Genomic DNA, 24599 nt, shown 5'->3' on the forward strand with positions numbered 1-24599 from the left:
TTTATCGTATTTGTTTTAAGATATTCTTACGTACAGTTCGTAAAGAGATTTGCAGTAAATCCGGTTCTGCCAGGTCGAGCAATACCTTGAACTCCTGTAATAACTCAGGGATAGGACGGCACAATTCATACCCTAGTTTCATACAAAGCGTTTGCACGCCGGGCAACTCCTTCGCTGAAAGCATCCGATCCAAGCAGAAATTAAGGAAATCTACCCGCGGGGGATTCGCTTGAGGCTGTCGTAAAAGTAAATTCAAGAGAAGACGTCGTTTACCGGGATGCTCGCAGAGCAAGAGCTCGTTTATCAATTCGTCTTGTTTATCGTATAACCATTTATTCTCGTCTGCGGAAAAATGGCTACACGCCCATAACGCTTGGTAACCGATGGTCTCGTCCGGGTCGAAGATCAAACCGTATAGTTCCGATTTCCGTTTCCGGCTTCCTTGTACGTATTGCGATATCTCATGGATATCCTCTATATGGATGCGGCTTGATAATCTCTCTTTTAAATTCATTTACAACATTAATTCTTATATCTCTCGATCTTTTATGCCGTAAAGTTATAGTCTTTTTGGCAAACATTCTTTAATTCTCTTATTTTTGTGTCCGATTGATAGAAAGAATGTATAGATATGAGGTATGCGGATTTATTGGGCGATCTGACAATCGATTGTAAGGACAACGGGGTTTGTTTCCAAGTGAAAGACCGGTTAGACAAGATCAAGTCTTTATTAAAAGGTAGTTTGTATGAGCTTATAGAGGAGGGAGATTTGTCCTTGGTCTATGCGAAAGCCGATGTAACCCCCGAAGAATATAAAACCTTGTTGTCAACCCATATCGATTGTGTTTATTCTCGTTGTTTCTCGGAGGAGATCGATGAGCGGTATTGGATCGGAACGTTTGATAATAGCGCGACGAATGCCGCTGTCATAGACCTGATGCTTCAAGGAGTGTTGGATGATTCCGTTTTGATAACCTTTACCGGAGATGAGGAAAAAGATACCAAAGGGGCAGTTGAAGTAATGCGTTATCTCTCCGGGTTATCTTGTGAGATTGATCATGTGGTAGTCTTGGATGTTACGAATGAGGGTTGGGAAGATGAGGCGATGTTTACGATAGAGAATGATCGTGGGTTTGATATCCTTGCGGGCTTCCAAATAGTGAGCCTGCTCCAGGAAAGCGGCTATCCCTGTAATTTCTTGCATAAAGCGGAACCCGATGAGACATGGGAGTATGGCAAAGGCCTTCCGGGTTTATTGCCGCCTATCCCTTGCCTCAGTTTATGCCTGCCTGTCGATGGGGATATGCATGGAGAGGCCGGAGTCCGTTTACGTAAGAACTCGATACCGGCTTATCAAGCTATTTTGATGAGGTTAGCGAATGTGCTTTTTACATAGGCTTTGTTCGTTTCATCGGTGTATACTTCATCCCATGTGTCACCAGTTCCTCACAGATAGGCTTGAATCCGAGTTTTCTGTAGATGGGGATCGCGTAAGAAGAGGAATTAACCATCATTTCTGATACGGGGTTATTCAAGATCGCGGTCTTGAACAATTGTTTACCGATCCCTTTTCCATGATAGGACGGTTTGATAAAGAATAAGGAGATGTGTCTCCCTTCGTTTTTTGTTGCGATTACGCCAATTAAAGACTCTCCATCGAAGGCTCCGTAGAAGGTTAATCCCTTTACTATATCCTTGTTATAGATGAAACTTTTAAATGTCTCTAGTCCTTCCGCATCGAAGTCTTTCTTGCCACATTCGGTAAAAACATCCAAGGATAAGGCTAATGCCGCATCGTATTCATTTGTTTGTAATTCTCTAATCAGCATAGGTACTTTTGTTCTTCTTTATTTCCTCTTAATTTTGTATCTGCCACCAACTCGAAATGATGAGCATCGATGAATTGCCCGTTTTTGTAACAAGCTTTTCTGAGGATACCGGTCTTACGGAATCCTGCTTTTTCTAATACCCGCATAGAGGCTGGATTATATTCATAGACCGTAGCGAATATGCGAATAACCTCCGTATGCGCAAAATAATATTGGATAGCTTCGGTTAACGCATCCGAGACAATTCCTTGATTCCAGTATTTCTCGCTAATCCAGTAGCCTACCTCCGCATTGAAACGCTCTACGTCCGTACCTCTCACAAAGCCGATGTTACCAATTGCCTCGCCACCAACCGTAATACAAAAATCCGACATCTCTGTTTTCTCCTTCGCTTGTTTGATGAAGAAGCGGGCATTCCCTTTAGTATAAGGATAAGGCAATCCGTCCCGGCAGTTATCCCAGATTTTCTTATTGTTCAAATGGAAGGCTAGGGATTCTGTGTCTTGATCTTCCCAGCTTTTGAGCGTATATAAATCTTTTATCGCTATAATCATAAGATGTTGTTTTTACTGGATAAGGAAGGATTCTCAAGATAATAGCACAGGTGGTCATATATTTGCCCATTATACATTAACTCTGCTTGGTGAAGCAACCCTTCGTATAGAAATCCATTTTTCTGTAATACACGTTGTGAACGTTGATTGTGAGGATAGCAGTTGGCCGTGATCAAACGCAGCCCCATTTGAGTGAAGCCATAATTCAATACGGTTTTCACGGCCTCGGTCATGAAGCCTTGTCCCCACTGTTTTTCTTCCAGCCAATACCCCAGCATGCGGGCGTATGGATTCTCTCGTTTCGGGTCGGGGATGATGCCAATGGAGCCGATGACCTGTCTCGTCTCTTTTAATACGATAGCCCAGATACCTTCTTTCCCGATAAATATGGTATTCAGTATATCAAGGGTCTCTTCGATCGTGTCATGAGGTTTCCATCCGGCGTTATTGCCTAGGTTAGGATTCTTGCAACTCTCGAATACGTCGGAGGCATCGCTCTCTGTGAAAGGGCGTAGCAAGAGACGATCTGTTTCTATGATGGAGACTTTATCCGGTTGTTTCATGACATTTTTATTTATGTGAATTAGTTGAGTGGGATCTTTAGTCAAGATAGATCATCTTTTTTGTCATCCCACCGTCAATCGTGATGTTTTCTCCATTAATGAAATCGTTCTCTTCTTGGCAGAGGAACAGGCACATGCGGGCGATATCCTCCGGTTTGCCCACTCGTCCGGATGGATGTTGGGCATGATCCTCTGGACGAAGTTGGTCGTAGCCGTTATTCTGTATCCAGCCGGGGGAGATGGAGTTTACCGTGATATGCCATTCCGAGAGCGATAAGGCCAGCGCGTGTGTCAAGGAATAAATACCTCCTTTCGAGGCGGCATATCCCTCACTTCCGGGTTCGCTCATCAAGTAACGGGTGGAACAGATATTGATGATCCTCCCGTATGGGTTCGGCGTATCAAGAGATTGCCGATGGAGCGCTAATTGCCGGGAGGTGATAAACACCGGGCGTAAGTTTATGGATACTATCTTGTCGAAATCCTCTACGCTTGTTTCCGTGATGGGAGAGAACCGGCTGATACCCGCGTTATTGATAATGATGTCAATATCTCCCCACTCCTTGATGATCTTTTGCAGGCAATCCTCCAACGCCGTTTTATCGCTTACGTCGATGAGGTGGAATTGCGTTCCGGTCTGTAAAGCCGTCTCTTTTCCTAAAGCCTCGTTCGTGTCGCAGAAGGCGACGCGATGTCCGGCTCCCCTGAAGGTCTTTACGATAGCCTTGCCTATTCCCCCGGCTCCCCCGGTGATGAAAACTCTCCTTGTTTTATGAAGTGTTTTCATGCTGTGTGCTGTTCTTTGACCGGAAAGTTTCCGGGCTTGGTATTCTGCGAACTTATTTTCTAGATAATTGTCTGCCATAATGCTATCGTTATTAAATCGAGACAAATATAGTGCTTTTAAATCGAACAGGTGTCTTTTCATCGGTATCCTATCCGGGTTAAGGGTATATAAGTGCTGAAAGTTGTTAGAGATATTAAAATAAAGCCAAGATACGCTACCATATGGCGAGTGAATTTGTTGTATAATAAAGAGATCTATCTTGTTCTCTTTTGGGAAGGAGAGCGCATGGAGGTATCTCTTTGGAGCGGAACTTGCCCCGGTAGGATAGGCTATTTATCTATTAATAAAGAAGTTTATGAATATGACAGATCATCAAACTGTATCTACGCTAGACGTTGAGAGATACATGGGGCGATGGTATGAAATCGCCCGTTACGAGAATCGTTTTGAGAAGGGAATGACGGATGTGACGGCAACCTATACGTTGCTTCCTGACGGAAGGATACGTGTGGAAAACGAAGGATATAGAGAGGGTGAGCGCAAGAAAGCCATAGGTCGAGCGAAACAGCCTGATCCGAGCAATAATCCGGGTAAACTGAAAGTCGCTTTCTTTTTATGGTTTTACACGGATTATTATATCCTCGAGCTTGATGAAAATTATCAATATGCGGTGGTAGGGAGTAGTACGGATAAATATCTTTGGATTTTAAGCCGTGAGAAGGAACAGCCGAAATCTCTTTGGGAAGATTTACTGCGTAAGATAGCAAGACGCGGGTATGATACCTCTAAATTGATTTTCACACGATTTACGTTTTAAGTCGAGTCCTTGGTATATTTTTATAGCAAGACACTGTAGGATCTTACAGAGGAAACTACAGTGTCTATAAGAAGTAACTCTAGAAACGGTAAAAAGATAGACTTGTTTATTTCAGTTGTTTACCGTCGGAGAAGGCATTTCCAACCTTCTCGCCTACTTTCAGATAGTCGTTGTTGAACGGATCGAAGATGATAGGAGCCACTTTGGCTGCGCTTACTTTCCCATTTTCATCAAGGACACGTTCATCGACACTGACATTCACGATCTCACCCCGGAGTATGCAAGTCTCCGGATTATAATCCTTCAATTTACATTCGATAGCCACGGCGAGCTCGTCGATCAAGGGAGCGTCTACGAAGTCTGATTTTGTTGCGTGGAATCCAGCTTTGGCAAACTTGTCGGTCACTTTATTACCCGACACGATACCTACGTAATCACAAGCTACGACATGATCGGCGTCTGCCATGCTCACCGTGAAAGCTCCACGTTTCAAGATATTCTTAACGGTTTTATGCTCGGCGCTAAGACATATGCTGATCTCGTTCATCTCGCTGATACCACCCCAAGCGGCGTTCATTGCGTCGGGAGTACCATCTTCGCCATATGTGGCGATAATAAATACAGGTTGCGGATAACTCAAAGGTTTCGCTCCAAAATTCTTTCTCATAATCATTTATTTTTTAGTCCATTTCTTGATATCTTCTTCTGTCGCTCCGTTCAGTAACTTTCCTTTTTGCCATTTTACGTCCGGATAAGCTTTACGCAATTCATTCTCAGCGTTCGATATACTGCTGCTACCCGAAGTGGCGAAAGGGATCACGGTTTTACCCGATAGGTTATACTTCTCTATAAAGGTGTTAATGAGCCTTGGGGCTTGGTCCCACCAGATAGGAAATCCTAGGTAAACGGTGTCATAATCCGCTAGATTCTTCAAATCATCGATAATGGCAGGTCGTGATTTGGGATCGTTCATTTCCACGCTGCATCGGGAGGATTTATCTCTCCAGTTCAGGTCGGCGGAGGTATAGCTTTTCTCGGGCTGTATCTTGTGAAGATCGCCGCCGACAATAGATGCGACTTGTTTAGCCGCTTTTTCAGTATTTCCCGTCGCCGAGAAGTAAGTCACTAAAACTTTTGTCCCTTCGGTTGCTTTTCGAGCGTAGGTGGCAATACACACCATTGAAACCATGACCATGAATAATACGATTCGTCTCATACTTCTTGAATTTTTGTTGTTTTTATTTGCGTTATTGAGTATGCTATGTGTTTATGGCGGTAAAGATAGAAGAGAAAAATGAGATATTTTGTACCCAAATTACAGATATATCAGATATTTTTGGCGATACGATCCTTATCTTTGTAAGGTGATTAACTAAAGAACGAAAATATCATGCTTGCGTATACTTATATTGAACAAGGGAAATTTGAATTGCGGGAGAAACCGTTACCGGAAATAAAGGATTCACGAGACGCTATCGTACGTGTGACTTTGGGCAGCATCTGTACTAGCGATCTTCATATCAAGCACGGTAGTGTACCGCGTGCGGTACCCGGAATAACAGTCGGGCACGAGATGGTAGGCGTGGTGGAAAAGGTCGGTACCGATGTTACTTCGGTCAAGCCGGGCGACAGGGTGACCGTGAATGTGGAGACCTTTTGTGGAGAGTGCTTTTTCTGCGAGCGCGGATATGTCAATAACTGTACAGACCCTAATGGCGGTTGGGCGCTAGGCTGTCGTATCGATGGCGGTCAGGCAGAGTATGTCCGGGTTCCTTATGCGGATCGAGGCTTGAATCATATCCCGGACACTGTCAGCGATGAGCAGGCTTTGTTTGTCGGTGATGTGCTGGCGACAGGTTTTTGGGCTGCCCGTATCTCGGAGATCTCCGAGGAGGACACGGTTCTCATTATTGGTGCCGGCCCTACGGGTATCTGTACTTTATTGTGCGTGATGTTGAAGAGGCCGCGACGTATCATTGTTTGCGAAAAGTCTCCGGAAAGAGCCCGGTTTGTTCGGCAGCATTATCCGGAGGTCTTGGTGACAGATCCCGAAAACTGTAAGGAATTTGTCCTTCGCGACAGCGATCATGGCGGAGCGGATGTCGTATTGGAGGTAGCGGGGAGCGAGGACACATTTCGTTTGGCATGGGACTGTGCCCGTCCGAATGCCATTGTCACCATCGTAGCCCTCTATGATAAACCTCAGCTTCTTCCCTTGCCGGATATGTACGGTAAAAACTTAACTTTCAAAACAGGAGGTGTGGATGGCTGTGATTGTGCCGAGATTCTCAGCCTTATAGAAGAAGGCAAGATCGATACGACTCCTCTTATTACCCATAAGTTTCCGTTGAGCGAGATAGAGGAGGCTTACCGTATTTTCGAAAATAGGTTGGATGGGGTTATAAAGGTGGCGATTGAGGGTAACCTTATCAAACCTGTCTTTCTTTCGCCGCATACACCTTGATTCTTTCCTCGCAGCATTGTCGTGCGATATCCCGAAGCAGTTCTACTTTGGGAATAAGTGCCTCAATATCTTCTTTGGTGATATGGAAGTGTAAACTATAACGAGCTTGAATGTATGCGTCCTGTATCAAATCGAAAGGTCGTTTTTCCTCTTCTGTATTTCGTGGAAAGGCTTTGGATAACTCTAGTGAATGCGTTATCTCCCGGTAGTTCCGTTTACGACAGCGAGCCAGTTTATAACGGCCGCTGTTGTAAAGCATGATACCCTCTTGCTTGATATCGGTATAGAAGTACCGGTTTTTATCGATAGCTTTATTCAAATTGTCGATGCTTTCGTCTATAAACTGTACGGTAGTGGATTCGTATCTGTTTTTTCCTTTGTAGTAATTATCAGTGGCTTTACTTAGGATAGGGCTGATCGTGTGTCTTTGGAAACGGGTATTGGTAACTACCAAGATATCATAATCGCTCATAAAACAGGTGCGAATACCATATTCAATACGTTGGTCGTAGTCAACGTAGATATTCCTTGCATAACTTCCGTATAGAATAATCATCTCGCAATCGGGAAGTACTCCAGTACGCACTTTACAATTCTTCTGAAGCCATCCCGTTTCTGTTCGGGAAGGTAGTTGATGGATGTTTTTATTCTTCGTTTATCTATGCTAATTGTTCGTAATCACTTTTTACTTGTCATATGATACATGCTCATTGGCTATTGCTTATCCATTTTGTTGAATTAAAAATAGCCAGTCCCTTTACCGTCAGCAGATACTTTTGTTGAGGATGTTTGGGGCTATTCGGGTAGAGAGGGGTAACAAGGCCACTTTGAATAGCTGGTGTCAAATAGTTGGCAATAAAAGTGGGACGATGTCTTAACTCTATTTTCTCCATTATCACTTTCAATGAACATCGTTCTGTCCCGATAGCCTTTACGATAGCTAAAAGCGGTGTGCCGAGCTGTTCGGCTAGCTTGTTCGGTACTTGTTCGGTCGACTTGTTCGGTTGACTGTTGTGGGGCATTGATGATCATTGTTCTATTTTTCAATTCATTGTTTTCTCCCATCATTAAGTTTCTGAAGAATGCAACCTGAAAGCTCATATCCGGTTCAACGTCTTTTCGCACATTTCTATAATTCGCACGAACCAGCGCATTACGGAAGTACCAAGAGTTGTCGGCAAACAGATCATTGTTCACGTCAAAACCGATGCTACGCAAATACTTTATCGCAAATACCGCCGTAGTACGGGCGTTACCCTCACCGAATGGATGAATCTGCCAGATGCCTGATATGAACTTAGCAATATGCGTCACTACATCATTCATAGACAAGCCCTTGTATGAAAAGTTTTTTTCCTGTTCCAAGTCATATTCCAATGCCTTGTGTAAATCTTCGGAATTGACATAAAGTACTGTATCACCGTGAAGTATCCATTCATTCTTCGTTATATCATAGTTACGTATCTTCCCGGCAAACTTAAAGATCCCTTCAAATAATCTACGGTGAATGGGGGTAAATCCTGTCACAGAAAAAGCAAATGACCGTTCATTTAAAATTTTTGTGATGTTGGCTGACACCTTATCAGCTTCTTCTGTTTTTTCATCATTCAAAGTACGTACAGTCTTTGATTGGTAATATCCATTGATGAGTTTCTTTACTTCATCAATACTGATATCCCCCTCGATATGCTTTATAGCTGTATCTCTTAGATAATCGGATGTTCGCAAGCCATCTACAGCTTGTAAGCCGATGGCTGTTCTCCAAGCTGAAGCCTTCTCTTTTTTGTTGGGCTCACTATCACGGATGTATGATTCGAAATCTATGTTCATATGTATCCAATCATGATTATAAACAGGCAATAAAGATATAAAATATCCTGCTATGTGATCGTGAAAAGATGAAGAAGTTGTATTGCTCCGATCTTTTCAATACCCTAGATTTTCTAGAACATAGACTTTGTGAAAATATCTGCAATATCTACCACTTATTATTGATTTTCATGCATTTTTCTTTACGAATGAAGAGAATAAGTGTTATATTTAAAGAATACTGAAAATCTAAAAGATATGATAGAAAAACTCGATTACGCTATGGTGCCGACAGGCTTCGTACATTGTTTTAATGGAAATTGTAAGAACGCCAACCGCTGCTTGCGGCATCAAATCATCCGTTTTATCCCAGATACACTTTGGGCGGTGAGCATCGTGAACCCCGCATGTACCAACCCTGCCGGAAAGTGTGCAGCCTTTATGGCTGATACTCCCGTGCAATATGCCGTCGGCATGGACCACCTATTAGACCAGATACCTTATCTGGAGGCGAAACGCATCAAGCAACGTCTGTTGATGACATACGGTAAGAATAAGTTTTACCAGTTTAAGCGCAAGGAAAGAACTTTCTCGCCCGAAGACCAACAGTATATCCGTCAGGTCTTTCGGGCGTACGGAGTAGAGGATGAACCAGTCTTTGATGCTTGGCAGAGTGGCTACCGATGGACGAAAGGATAGGATCTAATAGGAGTTTCCCCTAGGAGAACAAATAGTTTCTCTTAGGGAAAACAAAAGTTTCTCCTAGAGGAAACGAAAGTTTCTTTAGGAAGAAACAAGAGTTTTGTTAAGGGAAAACTTTTGTTTTTCTATGGTAAAAACTATAAATATAAGACATTCAACTTCTTAAATGATAGATTAGACATGAAAATAACCAAGCAAACAGCCTACCGACATACCATTGCGCAACGGGCGATGCGTATGGAGGAGATCGTGGCATGGGTAAAGGATGAGCGGATGAGGGATAAGCTTGCGCTCTTTTGAGAGAAATTAAGGCGGGCTTATCCCTACAAGCGGTATCCGTTTACCCGGAAATTACCTCAGTTGCTCTTTGCCGGAACTTTTCGAAAAGAGGAATTGAAAGAATGTAATGGCTGGATTTTGCTGGAGGTCAATCGATTGAAGAGTATGGACGAGGCTGTATCCTTGAAACAGAAAATAGTGGAATATCCGCAGACGCTGTTCGCTATGATTGGCTCTAGCGGACGGAGCGTGAAGTTCGTGGTGGCTTATACCTATCCTGACGGGTCGCTTCCCCGTTCGCGTACGGATGCCGAGGTTTTTCATGCGCACGCTTACCGACATGCGCTCAAGACGTATGAGCCTCGCCTTTCTTATTCCATCGAGCTGAAACGTCCGGTGCTGGAGATGGACTGCCGCCTCAGCTATGATGCCGATGTGTATTACAATCCGGACGTCCTTACCATTCATCTGGAGCAGCCTGTGGCTATGCCCGACGAAAGCACCTATCAGGAACGGTTCGAAAAACGGGTGCCGGTACCGGTGGAGAGTGTCGGGTAAACGCTTTATGACCGATACCGTTACGTCGCTATCCAATATGAATTCGCTTTGCAGCGGGCTTTGGAGGAACATGGAAGTTTGAGCATAAAGATGGATTTCAAACCTTTGTTGGTCACTCTTGGAAGACTTTGTTTCGCGGCTGGGGTAGAAGAGGAGGATTGTGTGAAGTGGACGATGCTCTATCTGGGAAATCTGATCTCGGAAGTGGAGATCCGGGAGACCTTGAGGCAGTCTTACCGTTTAGCCTCCGATTCGGACTTTGGCTGTACATCTCTTTACAAGCCGGAGCAGATACAGAGCTTGAAAATGGAGGAGTTTATGAACCTCCATTACGATTTCCGGTACAATCTGATGTCCGGTGGACCGGAATATAGGGAGAAAAACACGTTCTGTTTCAATCTATTGCCTCCGGACTTGAATAAGTATTACACGGACAGCATTGATTTCAGCAAGAAGCGGGATACCGAACTCTATCTTAGCCGTTTCGGATTGATCAATATGGATGAGTTCGACCAAGTGAGCGCAAGGCATCAAGGTTTCTTGAAACATCTGTTGCAGAAGCCGGTCGTAAATGTGTACAAGCCTTATGCCACGCAAGTGGAATCGGTGAAGCGTTACGCCTCATTTATCGCGGCGAGCAACCATGCGGATTTGCTGGGCGATCCTTCCGGCAGCCACCGTTTCATTTGTATCGAGGTGAAAGGATTGATAGACAATGACCAGCCTATTGATTATCTTCAGCTCTATGCACAAGCGGTCGCCGCCTTGAATAATAACGAGCGTTATTGGCTGACGCATGAGGAAGAGGTCTTGCGGATGCAAGCGAACGAAGCGTTTCAACAACGTCCATTGTTCGAGGATCTGTTTTTCCAATATTATCGTCCCGCTTCGCATAAGGAGGAAGGTTTGAAGATCTCTGCCAGAGAGATCTACCTCTCGCTACAAAAAAAGAGCGGCGTAAAACTTCCGATGAGCAATGTCTCCGTCTTCAGCCGCTTCTTGAAAAAGATAGGGCTAATGACGCAGTTGGCGAGTAGGGGACGATTGTATTTAGTGGTGGAAAAGTAGTAAATGGTGGTAGATATAAGCTGGGGGGCAAAACTCAATTTTTGAAAATGTGAACTTACAATTTGAAATTTGAACACCCTAAAAGACTAAAGAAAGGGTCGTATCACTACTCAATACAGAGCTTGATACGACCCTTTTAAATGTTATAGTTATAATCTGTAACTTTAGGGAACGATCATGTTAGTTTTGACACATCCTCTTAGATAAATGATTTATAGCTAGGTGTTTTTAGGGGGAATGGTAGATGATTTCGTATTATTTGAATTGATACACATTTTATGGGATACATCCCCGGCTTTCAGTTATAAACTACGATAACAATTTATCCCACTTCTGGATCTTCCCAAACACCTGTTTTGTTCATGCGATAGCTTCTCTCTATCTTTGGGGAAGAGTCTGCCTCCAGCGCATAGAGTATTTCACGGCAGAATTCGAGAGCGGCAAATCCATTGGCGGTAATAATGTTTCCGGCTCTGACAGCCGGTTCATTTATATAAAGGCTTTCTCCTGTATAATTTGGTCCAGCAAATTGTTTGAGGTACTCCAATCCGTTGCTGGTATGATTTACATGGTTCAAGAAACCGTGCATACCAAGAAAAACGGAGGCGTTACAAATACCGGCCACCAGCCTCTTCTTCTCGATAGCCTCTTTTACCAGAGGAACAATGGCTTCGGCTTCCGGAGTGAACCAGCTCATGCCACCTATTAATACGATTCCTGCGTAATCAGCCGGAATGTCATTGATTCCATAGTCGGGCAGCACCTTGAATCCTCCGATCGATACAACCGGATCTTTAGTGAACGATATGGTTTTAACTATATATTTGCTTTCACTTCCGGGTTCAACACCTGCATTGAGGTTGGGAGCGATATAAGCCCCTTCCCAGTCGGCAAAGTCTTTTAACAAGACGAATAGAATTTCTTTTTTCATTATTTATGGATGTTACAGAATGCTTGTTGATTACAAAGGTAGTGCTTTTATTGAAATTGCTTTATTTATTATGGTAATATACCTTATCATATAATCAACGTGAAAAAGTAACAGACTATACTTTTTCTGATATAATTGCCAATATTTATCGTAATTTTGTATCCGAAATGGTATACGAAGTGCATCTATCAGCCACGGTCAAAATGTTGCTGTTAAGAGAACGGATTGGCTGGTTTTCATCGAAATAACAAATATAGAATACTGATTATGGATACATTAAGTCTCACGAAAACGATATCATTGTTCATCCTGACTTTAATACAAAGAGACGATGGACAAAAGAACAAAATTTTGGAGACGCCAACAAATGGCACGTGTGTTTAAGGCTCGTATGATTCTTTATGCCGCTTATAGGCATTGTATTATTCGTGAAGATGGTAGTTGTTATGAGCATCCTCATTGGTTTGAATTGGCAAAGGATAAATGGGCGCAGGTTTATAAAACTACGGGAACTCCATGTAGTTGTTGGATGTGTAGAAGGGAGGAGTACGATCGCAAAGGATATAAGCAAGAGACTTTGCGTATTATCAAAGAATCAGAAGATTAGATGTTTAATGAAAAGAAAGAAAAGATGTTGAAAGGTAAAACAATTCTTGATGGTTTGTAAGTGTTTAATAGAGCCGTACATTGTTATAGGCTCAAAAATCTTACGAACAATGAGTAGAAGTAGAAAGAAAACTCCTGCCAGTACCATTGCGTGCTGTAAATCACAAAAGAAAGACAAACAAATGTGCAATCGTCTTTTCCGTAGTAAGTCCAAGCAATATATTCGTGTAGGTAAGGAACCCCCTTGCAGGCTTCGTGAAGTGATGAATGTTTGGAGCTTTGCCGGTGACGGTAAAGTTTACTGGGGATATGATTGGCAAGGAGTTGAGAAATTGATGAGAAAGTAATTAAACATCTTCCCCTTTGCGCTTTCGTACAGAGGGGAAGATTTGCTTAGAAAAGATAATATCTGGTTTACGGAAAAGAATACAGATGGATCGAGTGTGCTTTATCCTCTGACAAATTTCAAAGGATTGAATAGAATTAGTTCTCTCCCCAAAGCATACAAGTTCGGTAAATTTGGTGCGGTTCCTAACCTATAATCAGTAACCTTATGAGAAAAGTTAGAAAGAATACAACAACTAGACAGGTCATTCATGTTGCCGATGAAGGATTGACTGAATTATTCTATTTCAACCATTTGAAAAAGTTGCTTGGTTATAGGTACTCTATTTCTCCACGTCTGTTTGACAATATATAGTATTATGAAGCTATCAAAAAGTTAGCGAATAGTTAATTGATTCTCAAGAAAATTCAGTATTTTTACACTCACAATTGAATAAAAGCATTAAAAATTTTACAATGCTGCAGAATAGAATGAACATATTAGTAAACACATTATGTCGAAGCACAGTATGCTTTGAGCGCATGTCGTATGTTCATACTTTAGGCATTGAGTCATTCGGTAAATTCAAAAACACTTTCCAGCGAACGTTTTATAGACAGATAGGAGTACATTAGATGCAGGTATTCCTATTAAAAAGATAAATTAAAGCCGTTGAAAAGTCCTTACTAAATTTTTCAACGGCTTTGTTTTTGCCCATTGGTGACGTTCGCATTATACGCTCTACTCCGTCATTTCCGTCCATGGGTATTGAAAACTTTAGTTTTATTAACCTGCGCAGTGATGTGCATAAAAAAGAAGATTATGGATTACAAATTCAACGGAAGCGGGGTGTTCTTTACATCCGATACCCACTTCAATCATGCCAATATTATCAGGTTCTGTAGCAGACCATTCAAGGATGTAGAACACATGAATGAAACACTTATTGCCAACTGGAATCGTGTGGTCGGTCCGGATAATATCGTATTTTATCTTGGTGACTTCTGTCTTGGTGGCTCTGCTGAATGGACAAAGATACTCAATAGGTTGAATGGGAAAATCTATCTCATAGCCGGTAATCATGACATGAAGAACTTGAAGCAGAATTATACAAAATATTTCGAACTGATCACGATGCAGATGTACATCGAGGTGGATAAACAAAAGATTTATCTGAATCATTGCCCGTTCCTTTGCTATAGCGGCTCATACGATGATACTTGGCAGCTTTTCGGCCATGTGCATACAAGCAGGAATAACACCGGAAAAGATAAGCCTCGCCTTCAAATGCTTTTCTCTATACAATATGATGTGGGAGTTGACAATAATGACTTCACTCCGGTTTCATTCGCACGGGTAAAGGCAATCATAGAGAAACAGGTTGAACTATCAAAGAAATGAGAATACAATACATGAGTGATCTCATGAATATTCTAACTATTTTGAAATTTACTAAGAATGAAGATATGAACGAAAATAAGATAATAGATAGAAAGTTCTTTGCCGATTTGGCTGAAGAATATGCCTTGAATACCTCTCATTTTGAATGGTTGGGCGGGGTGCGTCATCCGGAGATTGTTGTTAAGGGTGGTATGTTGGACAGGCTGATTGAACTCCAGTCCCAGTTTAAAAGATTGGGAATGATCGGTGATGACATCGTGGGTTTTATATTGAACTGCCACGCCCCACGCCAGAAGCGTGGGGAGATTCCGATGAACTGATTGCTTCGGGAGAGTTAAAAATAAAGAAGATTTTTTTCAGGATTGGCATTCATTCAATCCGATGGAAACACACTGGTTTCATGTCGCTTCTTCCATATACATGAAACGAAGGGCAATTCGGTTTACAGACCGGAAATATACCCGCTTCGTTGTTTCAAATTATTCTTCGTATGTTTCGGATAATAATGAATACTATAACGATGAATGGTGCAGGGAAACTATGGCAATACGACAATATTGTAAATATTTCCGTATAGCGCACGAAGTGTATGAGTCGTTCTATAGAAATTTGCCTGTCAGTAAATACAACTAGACTGAACAGACTTATGGCCCTAATGAATTGCATGACGTAGCTTATTATAATCGGATGAAGTTTGCAAAAATTGATGAGCAGTACGATATTGATGGTCCGGATGATTTCATCTGGTTTGCCAAGGATCATTATGGAGAACTGGGGCTTTCCCGCCTGAATATCTTTGCATCAGGTACAGAACGGTCAGGATGGGTGATTGCCGTTTCCAACAGTTATTTTGCGAATGTCGGTTTCGCCATTGAAGTTGCCACAGCTCTGTATAAGTCCGGTGTTCCATTAATAATCCACGATGCCGACAAGCATCTGAAGATTCTAGAGGAAGAAGATTATGTCCGGTTGGTTCCTTATTCATGCCATAACTATATGGGCTATCAGGAGGAAGGCTCCGTTTATGAGCTATCGTGGGAATACGAATGTAGTGAAGATGGCGGATCATCTCTGGCTGCTGAGCAATACAAATAGATTGTCTCGCTTGCTAAATGGCAGGAAGAGGAGAGGGTGAAGGTCGACTAATGTCATATTCCATATGTTAACGCACATCTGGCAATCCGTTTGATTAGTCTGTAACATGCAAATTATCGGCACTGATCCGAAATAGTGCCGATAATTTGCATAATTCTGATATTTCAAATATGACTTAATCAAATTCAAACTAACAGACATTGTTCGATGCAATAGAATTCCCTACGATAGATGAAAGAATAAGAAATCTTTCTAATATGACGGATTGGATGAGATATCTTCCATCAGTTTCATTAGATGGAGATCAAGAATAGTATTCAATAACGAAATAATAAGTTATAGAGTAATGGTGTAAGATTCTATTAGCATATCGAGGATAATTTCAATAAACTTGGAGTTCGTTGATAACAACTTTTAGAGTTACTGAAATAATTAACGACGCAGCATATTTACACCACTGATTATCAGTGACTATTCATTTTAATCGGTACAACCTCTGTTTTTACAAGTACACAGAATGTAGGGACAAATACAATACGTTGTATTTCATTGTTTTGCATATACGTGTTGTACCGCCTTCTTTCAGCTATTTTGTGGAATGTCCGTTATCAGATACAACGTGTTGTATGATAGGGTATTTCCGCATGGATGTTACAGAACGCTTACTGAATACAAAAGTAGTGATTTTCTTGGAATTTCTGTGATTTACGGTGGAATTTTTGCGCTCCGAGTATTGGGAATGTTTGATTCGTTGAAAAAAGTGTAACGAAACTAAATTATTCGCTTGAAAAAGTGTGGAATGGTGCCTGTGTACTTTAATTTGTGGTTTTGAATCTTGCTATATTATACCTTATCTAATATAATGGTGTTGACGATAAAATAAATTATACCCATTGTGGTATAATGTGAAATATTTGTATTAATTTTGCACCCGAAAAGGTATAAAGTTGAATGCTTATGAACAATCTTTCTATTACGGTCAAGATGCTGCGAAGGCAGTATAATCTGACGCAAGAAGAACTTTCGTTGAAGTCGGGGGTAGGACTGCGTTTTGTGCGAGACCTTGAACAGGGGAAGGAAACGCTGCGCCTTGATAAGGTGAACCAGCTTCTTGACTTCTTCAATTATGAAATGGTTGCCACTCCTAAAACTGATAATCAATGAGACAAGCTCGTATATTTTACAAAGACCAATTGGCAGGGATTCTAACAGAAAACGATGCCGGATATGAGTTCCACTATTTGCCGGAATATCTCTCTTCGGAAACGGCAAAGGCAGTTAGTCTGACATTGCCATTGCAGGAAGAAGTATATACAAGTTCTGTACTATTCCCTTTTTTCGATGGTTTGATTCCTGAAGGATGGTTGTTAGATGTTGCATTGCGGAATACAGACATCAGCATTCTTGACCGGATGTCGTTGTTGTTGACATGCTGTAAGGATTGTATCGGAGCAGTAAGCGTTATTCCAATGGTAGAAAAGGAGGAGAGTCATGTGTAATTGCCTGTATTGTTATCGTCCGCTCTTAAAGGGGGAAAAGGATATGCACACGGCTTGCATAAAGAAGTTCTTCGGGACAACAACATTGCCTGTTCTTGATTATACGACAGAGCAACTTGACCAGCTTGCTCTGCAAATCATTCAAGACCAAACCTCTTTGACTGGTGTTCAGCCGAAGTTGTCCTTGCACCTAAATGAGCATGAGGGTAGTAAACGATTGACTATTGTCGGGCTATGGGGCGGTTATATTTGTAAACCACAGACTTTGCAATATGAAATGATGCCGGAGGTCGAGGATTTGACCATGCACCTTGCAGAGGTGGCGCGTATTGATGTGGTTCCTCATACACTGATGCGGATGGCAGATGATACTCTATGCTATCTTACTCGTCGAATTGACAGAACTTCTACCGGAGAGAAAATTGCGATGGAAGATATGTGCCAACTGACGGAAAGGCAAACGGAGCATAAATACAAGAGCAGTTATGAACGCATCGGCAAGGCTGTTTTGAAATATTCGTCTTTGCCCAAAATGGATGTTACCAATTTCTTCGAGTTGGTGCTTTTTTCTTGGCTGACAGGAAATAACGATATGCACTTGAAAAACTTCTCTTTGTATGAAGTAGTGGATAAAATACGTTTGACACCTGCATATGACTTACTGAATGCGGTTATTATCAATCCGAAGGATGATGAGGAACTGGCATTGACCTTGAATGGTCGGAAGAAAAAGCTTCAAAGGGAAGATTTTTTCAAATCAGCAGCCACTTTGGGCATAGAGAGTGTTATTGTAGAACGACTGGTAAATAAGTATACCAAGCTGTTGCCCAAGTTTGAGACTGTCATTCAAAACTCTTTTCTAAGTGCTGAACTAAAAGAAAAGTATGACGAATTGTTGAAGGAACGGCTTGCGAGGCTTTCACGGGGGCTATAAAACTGTCTGATGTTTACTTGGTTATATGGAAATTTAGATGTATTTTTATTCATAATTTAACGAGTATAAATTGAATGAACATGTCGAATAATCAACAAATAGTGATGAATAGGATTAAAGTGGTACTTGCAGAAAAGCAAAGAACCAATAGATGGTTGGTGGAACAGATGGGCAAATCTGAGAACACAATTTCAAGATGGTGTTCGAATAAGTCGCAGCCTTCTATTGTGCAATTACAAGAGGTTGCCAACTTGTTAGATGTTGATGTTCGTGTATTATTAAAATCACAGAAAGAGTAATTTGTAATGTTAAAACGTATTGATTATATAATAGATGATATCAAGGAACAGTATCTTGAAAATGATAATAATATACCTTGGATTATCGGATTTAGCGGAGGTAAGGATAGTACGGTTGTCCTAACTTTGGTATGGAGAGCGTTGCTTGCTATACGAAAGGAGCTGGGAAACATTGCCCTTGTTCGACAAGTGTATGTTGTAAACAATGATACACTAGTTGAGAATCCGATCATCACTGATTATATTGTCGAGGTGATGGATAGAATTCAATCAGCCGCTATCGAACAGAAATTGCCAATCAATGTTCAAACAACAGTTCCGAAATTAGAGGATAGTTTTTGGATTAGTTTCTTGGGTAAGGGATACCCTGTACCTAATAACACTTTCAGATGGTGTACTGATAGATTAAAGATTAAGCCTACTACCCAATTTATATTGGATAAGGTGGATGCAATGGGAGAAGCAATTGTACTTATTGGTACACGTCTTACAGAGAGTGCTACTCGTGCCAAATCTATACGCCGCCATGAAATCAAGGGTAAACGTCTGACAAAACATCCTCTAAATCCCAATACTTATACATACCCTCCAATTAAGGATTTATATTTAGAGGAGGTTTGGTATATTCTTAATAACGAGCCTTCGCCTTGGGGATATGATAATAAGAAGTTGTTTCAAATTTATGCTGATGCAACAGCTGATGATTATGAGTGTCCAACTGTGATAACTGATAAAACTCAACCTTCTTGTGGTCAGAGTCGATTTGGTTGTTGGGTATGTACTGTTGTGAAGGAAGATAAATCAATGAAGGCTCTTATTAACAATGGCAACCAGTGGATGGCTCCTCTATTAAAGTATAGAGATGAAATGGTGGCAGGTCGTAACATATCGGAGAATCGATATGCAACACGCCGAAATGGACAAGCCGCACAAGATGCAGATGGACACAATCAAGGTAATTATACTTTTGAATATCGTTGTGAAATGCTTCGTAAATTATTGGAATTACAACGAGATATGCAGCAGGTTAAGCCACATATGGAGTTGATTTCAAACCAAGAATTAGTCGCAATTCAAATTAATTGGTATCGAGATGGTTTCTTTTCACCTAAAATAACAGACATTTATAATGAGGTATACAATCGAAATATGCCTCTTGAGAATATGCAATACCAAGAGCGCTTGATTCTTGAAAAGGTTTGTATAGAACATCCTGAAGATTATCATTTGATTAATGACCTAGTGTCGCTTCAAAAAAGTAAGACTATTTTAATGAATAACAATGGCCTTCAAGGAGATATAGAGAAACGATTAGATAACTACCTCAATCAACAATAAAATATGTTTATCGAGTCTATAATATTACATAATTACAGAGCGTATAGAGGACATAACAAAACCTCTTTTAAGCCAGATACAAAGAATATATTTCTTGTAGCTGGCAATAATGGTTTTGGTAAGACGACATTCCTTACGTCACTTGTGTGGTGTCTATACGGTAAACTAATGGTAGATGTTGATGAGAAGTTTAGGAAAGACATCAACGATGCTCAAGGATATAAGAATTATGCTCGTCAGAGTCTACATAAAGAGCTAGCAAATGCTGTTAACGCATATGAAGTTAGTTTAGAAGAGCGAAAACAAATTGTAAAGCACGGTTATTCTTCAGATAGCGAATACATAAAAGAAGATTCTCAGTACTATGTAGAAATCAGTCTAACGGATGTATTTATTCCATCTATACCTTGTCGAACTATAACCATTCGTAGAACCTATGATTATTTTCTTGACATAGAGTCTATTGAGGTTTTGATTGACGGTCAGGTTAATGAACTGGCCAAAGAGGTTGGTTATGATATTTTTATTAACGACTTTATTCTGTCAAAAGATATTGCAAAGTTCTTCTTCTTTGATGCCGAAAAGATTGTTAATCTTGCTGAAGTAAAGTCTATTGATGAGAAGCGTCGTTTGAGTACTGCATACAGTGAGGTTTTGGGTATTAAAAAGTATGAGGATATTAAACGAAATCTTGAAAATCTTCGACTTAAATTTAGACGAAGTGCCGGTTCAACCGCAAGTAAGGCTAAGTTAGATAAACTTACTAACAGTGTCGCTGATATAGAGGTTAAAATTAAAACCAAAGAAGCGGAGCGCGAAAATGTAGATAGTCAAATCCAACAATATAGAACCGAGTCTGCTCAATTGCAAGAACGATTGATTCGAGAAGGTAATGCAATAAGTGTCGAAGAACTGAAAAAACAAAAAGAATTGCTTGTTGCACTAAAAGACAAAGATACGAAACTAAAAAACCAATTACGTGACATGCTGGATATAGCACCTTTTGCTATATCAGGAAAATTATTTGCCAATTTGATGAGGCAAGTTGCAGTAGAAAAAGATATCAAAACGTCTGCGGCAAGTTGTACTGCAATCAATTCAGCGTTGCAATCTACCCACACTCAAATTACAGAAGCTGTAGCCACTTTAAAATTTTCTGCTTCACAAAAGCAAGCAATTGAGCATATAATAGCTGATGTGTTTGCTAAAAATATTTTTGACATAAGCGATGCTACTATTGATAATGTTAAAATGTTAGTTGATTATACTGATGATGAAGCTAATGAGTTCCAAGCGTTATTTGACAATATTAGATACTCTTTCAGTACCATATTCAAGCAATTAGTAAAGGACATTAAAAATAACGCATTGTTCCTAGCCAAGACACAGCGTAAGATTGTGGAGGCTGAATATGATGATGGTAATGCAAATGTCAAAGAGATAAGAATGCGTAAGGCTGAGGTTGATGAATTGTTAGCACAGCTAGATATTCAAACACGCCAATTGTCTGAACAAATCGGAACACTCAATAAAGATATCAAAGTACTAAAGAAACAATTATCAGAGGTTACGAAAAATGTTAGAGTTGATAAATCTGATAAAGAGAAAGATATTATTGCAGAGCGACTTATTGGTGAATTGACTACTTTTTTATTTGAATTGCGAGCAAAACGTAAGTTCTCGTTAGAGAAGAAGATACTGGCTGGTATTGATTTGTTGATGCACAAAGCTGATTTTATACACAATGTGCGGATTGATTTGCAGGATGATATTATTGAAATTGAATTATTAGATAAAACAGGAGAAATTATTAGCAAAGAAAAGCTATCAAAGGGAGAGCAGCAATTGTACGCAACTGCAATTCTTAATGCACTTGTTGAAGAATCAGGTATAGAGTTCCCTGTATTTATCGATAGCCCCTTGCAGAAGTTTGACAGCATTCACTCTCGCAATATTATAACAAAATTCTATCCTAGTATATCGAAGCAAGTAGTCATTTTTCCGTTGCTCGGCAAAGAGCTTTCGGTAGAGGAATATAATGCATTGTTACCCAATGTTAATAGAGTTTACGTTATAGAGAATGAGGATGGTTGTTCTTCGTTTAAGAATATAGTTCCTAATAAATTATTTGAAACATTGTTATAGCTATGTTTACATCAATAAAAACATCTAGGACTAACAAAGATATTGTTACAGACCTAAGTCGAAAGTTTAATCTGGGAGCTGAGAATATAATTGCTAGAATAGCATTAACATATTCTCTCTCTAAAGATCGTTTGTTGTCTTTGACTGATATTGCAGATTCTCAGGGTAAGGAGTATAGTAAGAATGTTTTATTTGGAAATAACTTGCCATATTATATTGGACTTATTTGTGTAAAATATGGACTTTATAAAACGGATAAGGATATTCCTAAATACATTAAACTGCATATTGATGACGGACTGCAACTAATGAATAAAGAATTACAAGATAATCCTAATTTAAATGGTTACGATTATCTTATAGATAAAATTACTAATGGCTTGGAAGATATAATATGTTAAGAGATGTGCATTTCAAACATAGTTATTCTTCAGGATATGATGAACCTAAGGATTTTTTCACTGAAGCACTAATTGAAAGTTCTACTTTCGATTTGGGCTTGGGATTTTTTTCATCAAGTGGAATAAGAAGTTTAGCATATGGTTTTGCCTTATTCATTGCGAATGGAGGTAAAATGCGTGTTGTTATGAACCATTTTCTTAGTAAAGAAGATAAAGAGGCAATAGAAAATGGTCAAAAGCATTTGGTTGAGGATTTTGAAAATCGTATTCTGTCAGATATTAAAAAATTAGCAAAAACATTTTCTAAGGAGGATGAACACTTTTTCCATTGTTTGTCATATCTAATTTCAATCAATAGAATTGAGTTTATTGCAACTATTTCAACTAAAGGCGGGCTTGGTCACGATAAATATGGAATCTTTACTGATGATGAAGGGAATAAAGTTGCGTTTATAGGTTCTGCAAACTTTTCTCATTCTGCATTGGAACTTAATGGTGAAACTATCACTGTATTTACATCGCCAAATGACGATAAAAGAATATCAGAATACCAAACCTTGTTTGATAAATCTTGGGAAAATGATACGCCACATTTGATCCATATACCCATAGATGAGGTCAAAACTTATATTAGTGAGAATTTTCACAAAGAATCATTAAAACAGTTGCTTGGTACTAGCATAGATTTAAGAGAGGATAAATCTATCAATGATTTTTGTAAGCCTTTGTCTCAAAGGGTTCTTGACAAAATAGAATTAAAAGAGCAAGAGCCTCGTTTCCCATTTCCTGAAGAGAGAATCATTCAAATAGATGCGTATAATGCGTGGATAAAAAATGGGAAAAATGGAGTATTTGCTATGGCTACCGGTTCTGGCAAAACTGTAACAGCCTTAAATTGTTTAAGGAAACAATTTAAAGAGAATGGATTCTATAAAGCAATTATTGTAGTCCCGACTCAGGCTTTAGCTATACAATGGAAACATGAAGCTGAGTCATTCAATTTCCAGAATATAATATCAACCCATACAGATAAGGATTGGAAAAATAGATTAAGCCGTTATACAACAAGAAGTTTGTTGGATCAAACCAAAAATATAATTTTAATTACTACATATGCAACATTTAATCGTAGAGATATTCAGACCTTTATTGATAGAACAAAAGGAATAGAAACTTTCATTTATATTGCAGATGAAGCACATAATATAGGTTCGAAAAGTTCACTAAAACATTTGCCTGAAGCAATAAAATGGCGAATAGGGTTATCTGCAACACCTGAGAGAGTTTATGATGATTTTGGATCTGAAAAGTTGTATGAGTTCTTTAAATCGAGACCTCCAGAGTATACGTTTCGTTATACAATGAAACAGGCTATTAATTCTGGAATTTTATGTCATTATGATTATTATCCTATTTTTGTAGAGTTGACAAGTTCTGAGATGGATGAGTATGAAAGGATATCTTCTCAGCTTAGAAAATTTATAGATTCTGATACAGGCAAGTATAGACCTGAAGCTGAAAAATTATTATTGAAGCGCAAAAGAATTATTCATAAGGCAGAAAATAAAAAAGTTGCAATATCTGGGTTATTAGAAGATTTGAAACGGAAACGAAAACTTGATTATACTTTTGTTTTTGTGCCAGAAGGATATGAACCGGATTATTCTGAGAGTGATTCTTATCAGATTGAACAGGATGATATTCATATAATTGATGAATATGCTCAAATGTTTAAAGAGCATGGATATAGTTATCACAAATATATTAGTGGTTTAGATGATGCACCTGATATACTAAAAAGTTTTGCAGATGGAGATATTCAAGTTTTGCTTTCTATGAAATGTTTAGATGAAGGAGTTGATATACCAAGAGCAGAACATGCAATTTTCTGTTCAAGTACAGGGAATCCTCGTCAATTTGTTCAGCGTCGAGGGCGTGTTTTAAGAAAAAGCAAAGAGAAGGAGAAAGCAAAAATTTGGGATTTAATAGTTACTCCACCTAATGTCGTTAAAGATGCAGAATGTATAGAGCGAAATATGTTTATTAGTGAAGTTAAAAGAATTATAAATTTTGCCGCACTTGCTGATAATCAAATAGACATATTATATGGAGAGTTAAAAGAGTATTGCGAAATATTAAGGATTGATTTATTTGCAATGCTTGAAGAAGAAAATAATAACTATAAATAATAATGC

Annotated in this window: 25 protein-coding genes and 6 pseudogenes; 20 read left to right on the forward strand and 11 right to left on the reverse strand. The window is 39.8% G+C overall.

The features are described from left to right. Nucleotide 1: 1 nt before the first annotated feature. The gene (locus Q0110_RS09350) at nt 2-514 is read right to left on the reverse strand and encodes a hypothetical protein (RefSeq protein ID WP_297905885.1); all 513 of its coding nucleotides are present in this window, start codon (nt 512-514) and stop codon (nt 2-4) included. Between the two features lie 117 nt (nt 515-631). Between Q0110_RS09350 and Q0110_RS09355 the strand changes: the two genes are divergently transcribed. Further along, nucleotides 632-1396, forward strand: a complete 765-nt coding sequence (locus Q0110_RS09355) for a hypothetical protein (RefSeq protein WP_297905886.1) — start codon at nt 632-634, stop codon at nt 1394-1396. Here Q0110_RS09355 and Q0110_RS09360 read toward each other — a convergent pair. The 4 genes and pseudogenes from Q0110_RS09360 to Q0110_RS09375 all read right to left on the reverse strand — a co-directional run bounded on the left by Q0110_RS09360 (nt 1389) and on the right by Q0110_RS09375 (nt 3811). Next, entirely contained in the window at nt 1389-1829 is a 441-nt protein-coding gene (locus tag Q0110_RS09360; RefSeq protein WP_297905887.1) for a GNAT family N-acetyltransferase, read from the reverse strand. The two genes, Q0110_RS09355 and Q0110_RS09360, sit on opposite strands and share 8 nt — an antisense overlap. Further along, the gene (locus Q0110_RS09365; protein ID WP_297905888.1) at nt 1823-2383 is read right to left on the reverse strand and encodes a GNAT family protein; all 561 of its coding nucleotides are present in this window, start codon (nt 2381-2383) and stop codon (nt 1823-1825) included. The genes Q0110_RS09360 and Q0110_RS09365 overlap by 7 nt, the downstream gene beginning before the upstream one ends. Nucleotides 2384-2418: 35 nt before the next feature. Next, nucleotides 2419-2946: pseudogene (locus Q0110_RS09370) on the reverse strand (GNAT family protein); the annotation flags it as partial. A gap of 37 nt (nt 2947-2983) precedes the next feature. Further along, nucleotides 2984-3811 carry an SDR family oxidoreductase gene (locus tag Q0110_RS09375; RefSeq protein ID WP_297905890.1) on the reverse strand — a complete coding sequence of 276 codons (828 nt, stop codon included), beginning with the start codon at nt 3809-3811 and terminating at the stop codon, nt 2984-2986. Between the two features lie 265 nt (nt 3812-4076). Between Q0110_RS09375 and Q0110_RS09380 the strand changes: the two are divergent. Next, nucleotides 4077-4550, forward strand: a pseudogene (locus tag Q0110_RS09380) (lipocalin family protein); the annotation flags it as partial. A 106-nt stretch (nt 4551-4656) separates the two neighbouring features. Here Q0110_RS09380 and Q0110_RS09385 read toward each other — a convergent pair. Both Q0110_RS09385 and Q0110_RS09390 read right to left on the reverse strand, forming a co-directional pair. Next, nucleotides 4657-5217 (reverse strand): flavin reductase family protein, encoded by a 561-nt coding sequence (locus Q0110_RS09385; RefSeq protein ID WP_297905891.1) that lies wholly within the window; start codon nt 5215-5217, stop codon nt 4657-4659. A 6-nt stretch (nt 5218-5223) separates the two neighbouring features. Next, a complete protein-coding gene (locus tag Q0110_RS09390) occupies nt 5224-5766 on the reverse strand; it encodes a flavodoxin (protein ID WP_297905892.1) in 543 nt (180 codons plus the stop codon). A 174-nt stretch (nt 5767-5940) separates the two neighbouring features. Between Q0110_RS09390 and Q0110_RS09395 the strand changes: the two genes are divergently transcribed. Further along, a complete protein-coding gene (locus Q0110_RS09395) occupies nt 5941-7014 on the forward strand; it encodes an alcohol dehydrogenase (protein ID WP_297905893.1) in 1074 nt (357 codons plus the stop codon). Here the strand turns inward: Q0110_RS09395 and Q0110_RS09400 are convergent. The 3 genes and pseudogenes from Q0110_RS09400 to Q0110_RS18315 all read right to left on the reverse strand — a co-directional run. Next, a pseudogene (locus Q0110_RS09400) lies at nt 6980-7662 on the reverse strand (nucleotidyltransferase domain-containing protein). The gene Q0110_RS09395 and the pseudogene Q0110_RS09400 overlap by 35 nt on opposite strands. Before the next feature lie 59 nt (nt 7663-7721). Then, nucleotides 7722-8036 (reverse strand): Fic family protein, encoded by a 315-nt coding sequence (locus Q0110_RS18310; RefSeq protein WP_366139658.1) that lies wholly within the window; start codon nt 8034-8036, stop codon nt 7722-7724. A 253-nt stretch (nt 8037-8289) separates the two neighbouring features. After that, nucleotides 8290-8844: pseudogene (locus tag Q0110_RS18315) on the reverse strand (cell filamentation protein Fic); the annotation flags it as partial. Nucleotides 8845-9081: 237 nt separating this feature from the next. Here Q0110_RS18315 and Q0110_RS09410 point away from each other — a divergent pair. The 3 genes and pseudogenes from Q0110_RS09410 (at nt 9082) to Q0110_RS09420 (ending at nt 11430) form a co-directional block, all read left to right on the forward strand. After that, entirely contained in the window at nt 9082-9522 is a 441-nt protein-coding gene (locus tag Q0110_RS09410) for a DUF6078 family protein (protein WP_297905895.1), read from the forward strand. Nucleotides 9523-9879: 357 nt separating this feature from the next. After that, nucleotides 9880-10362 (forward strand): annotated as a pseudogene (locus Q0110_RS09415) (BT4734/BF3469 family protein); the annotation flags it as partial. Nucleotides 10363-10452: 90 nt separating this feature from the next. Next, nucleotides 10453-11430 carry a VapE domain-containing protein gene (locus Q0110_RS09420; protein ID WP_297905896.1) on the forward strand — a complete coding sequence of 326 codons (978 nt, stop codon included), beginning with the start codon at nt 10453-10455 and terminating at the stop codon, nt 11428-11430. Between the two features lie 322 nt (nt 11431-11752). On the opposite strand, the gene Q0110_RS09425 is transcribed toward Q0110_RS09420, so the two are convergent. Continuing rightward, entirely contained in the window at nt 11753-12361 is a 609-nt protein-coding gene (locus tag Q0110_RS09425; protein WP_297905897.1) for a type 1 glutamine amidotransferase family protein, read from the reverse strand. Between the two features lie 331 nt (nt 12362-12692). Here Q0110_RS09425 and Q0110_RS09430 point away from each other — a divergent pair, with 331 nt between their 5' ends. The 14 genes and pseudogenes from Q0110_RS09430 (at nt 12693) to Q0110_RS09495 (ending at nt 24593) form a co-directional block, all read left to right on the forward strand. Then, entirely contained in the window at nt 12693-12968 is a 276-nt protein-coding gene (locus Q0110_RS09430; protein WP_297905898.1) for a hypothetical protein, read from the forward strand. A gap of 109 nt (nt 12969-13077) precedes the next feature. Further along, nucleotides 13078-13314 carry a hypothetical protein gene (locus Q0110_RS09435; protein WP_297905899.1) on the forward strand — a complete coding sequence of 79 codons (237 nt, stop codon included), beginning with the start codon at nt 13078-13080 and terminating at the stop codon, nt 13312-13314. A 36-nt stretch (nt 13315-13350) separates the two neighbouring features. After that, nucleotides 13351-13509: pseudogene (locus Q0110_RS09440) on the forward strand (ATP-binding protein); the annotation flags it as partial. Nucleotides 13510-14114: 605 nt separating this feature from the next. Then, nucleotides 14115-14693: a metallophosphoesterase gene (locus tag Q0110_RS09445; protein ID WP_297905900.1), complete on the forward strand. Its 579-nt coding sequence runs from the start codon at nt 14115-14117 to the stop codon at nt 14691-14693. A gap of 23 nt (nt 14694-14716) precedes the next feature. Beyond that, nucleotides 14717-15013, forward strand: a complete 297-nt coding sequence (locus Q0110_RS09450) for a hypothetical protein (RefSeq protein ID WP_297905901.1) — start codon at nt 14717-14719, stop codon at nt 15011-15013. A gap of 367 nt (nt 15014-15380) precedes the next feature. After that, nucleotides 15381-15788 carry a hypothetical protein gene (locus Q0110_RS09455; protein ID WP_297905902.1) on the forward strand — a complete coding sequence of 136 codons (408 nt, stop codon included), beginning with the start codon at nt 15381-15383 and terminating at the stop codon, nt 15786-15788. 957 nt (nt 15789-16745) lie between these two features. Further along, entirely contained in the window at nt 16746-16952 is a 207-nt protein-coding gene (locus tag Q0110_RS09460) for a helix-turn-helix transcriptional regulator (RefSeq protein WP_297905903.1), read from the forward strand. Beyond that, on the forward strand, nt 16949-17287 hold the full coding sequence (locus Q0110_RS09465; protein WP_297905904.1) for a HipA N-terminal domain-containing protein: 339 nt from the start codon (nt 16949-16951) through the stop codon (nt 17285-17287). The genes Q0110_RS09460 and Q0110_RS09465 overlap by 4 nt, the downstream gene beginning before the upstream one ends. Then, nucleotides 17280-18221, forward strand: a complete 942-nt coding sequence (locus tag Q0110_RS09470; protein WP_297905905.1) for a HipA domain-containing protein — start codon at nt 17280-17282, stop codon at nt 18219-18221. The genes Q0110_RS09465 and Q0110_RS09470 overlap by 8 nt, the downstream gene beginning before the upstream one ends. A gap of 80 nt (nt 18222-18301) precedes the next feature. Beyond that, nucleotides 18302-18520: a helix-turn-helix transcriptional regulator gene (locus Q0110_RS09475; RefSeq protein WP_297905906.1), complete on the forward strand. Its 219-nt coding sequence runs from the start codon at nt 18302-18304 to the stop codon at nt 18518-18520. 6 nt (nt 18521-18526) lie between these two features. Next, on the forward strand, nt 18527-19858 hold the full coding sequence (dndC, locus tag Q0110_RS09480) for a DNA phosphorothioation system sulfurtransferase DndC (protein WP_297905907.1): 1332 nt from the start codon (nt 18527-18529) through the stop codon (nt 19856-19858). A 3-nt stretch (nt 19859-19861) separates the two neighbouring features. Then, complete coding sequence (locus Q0110_RS09485) at nt 19862-22003, forward strand: AAA family ATPase (protein ID WP_366139659.1); 2142 nt, start codon at nt 19862-19864, stop codon at nt 22001-22003. A 2-nt stretch (nt 22004-22005) separates the two neighbouring features. Next, nucleotides 22006-22404: a DndE family protein gene (locus Q0110_RS09490; RefSeq protein ID WP_297905909.1), complete on the forward strand. Its 399-nt coding sequence runs from the start codon at nt 22006-22008 to the stop codon at nt 22402-22404. Then, the gene (locus tag Q0110_RS09495; RefSeq protein ID WP_297905910.1) at nt 22398-24593 is read left to right on the forward strand and encodes a DEAD/DEAH box helicase family protein; all 2196 of its coding nucleotides are present in this window, start codon (nt 22398-22400) and stop codon (nt 24591-24593) included. The genes Q0110_RS09490 and Q0110_RS09495 overlap by 7 nt, the downstream gene beginning before the upstream one ends. Nucleotides 24594-24599 lie beyond the last annotated feature (6 nt).

The sequence above is a fragment of the uncultured Parabacteroides sp. genome (genome assembly GCF_947855115.1).
Classification (GTDB): Bacteria; Bacteroidota; Bacteroidia; order Bacteroidales; family Tannerellaceae; genus Parabacteroides.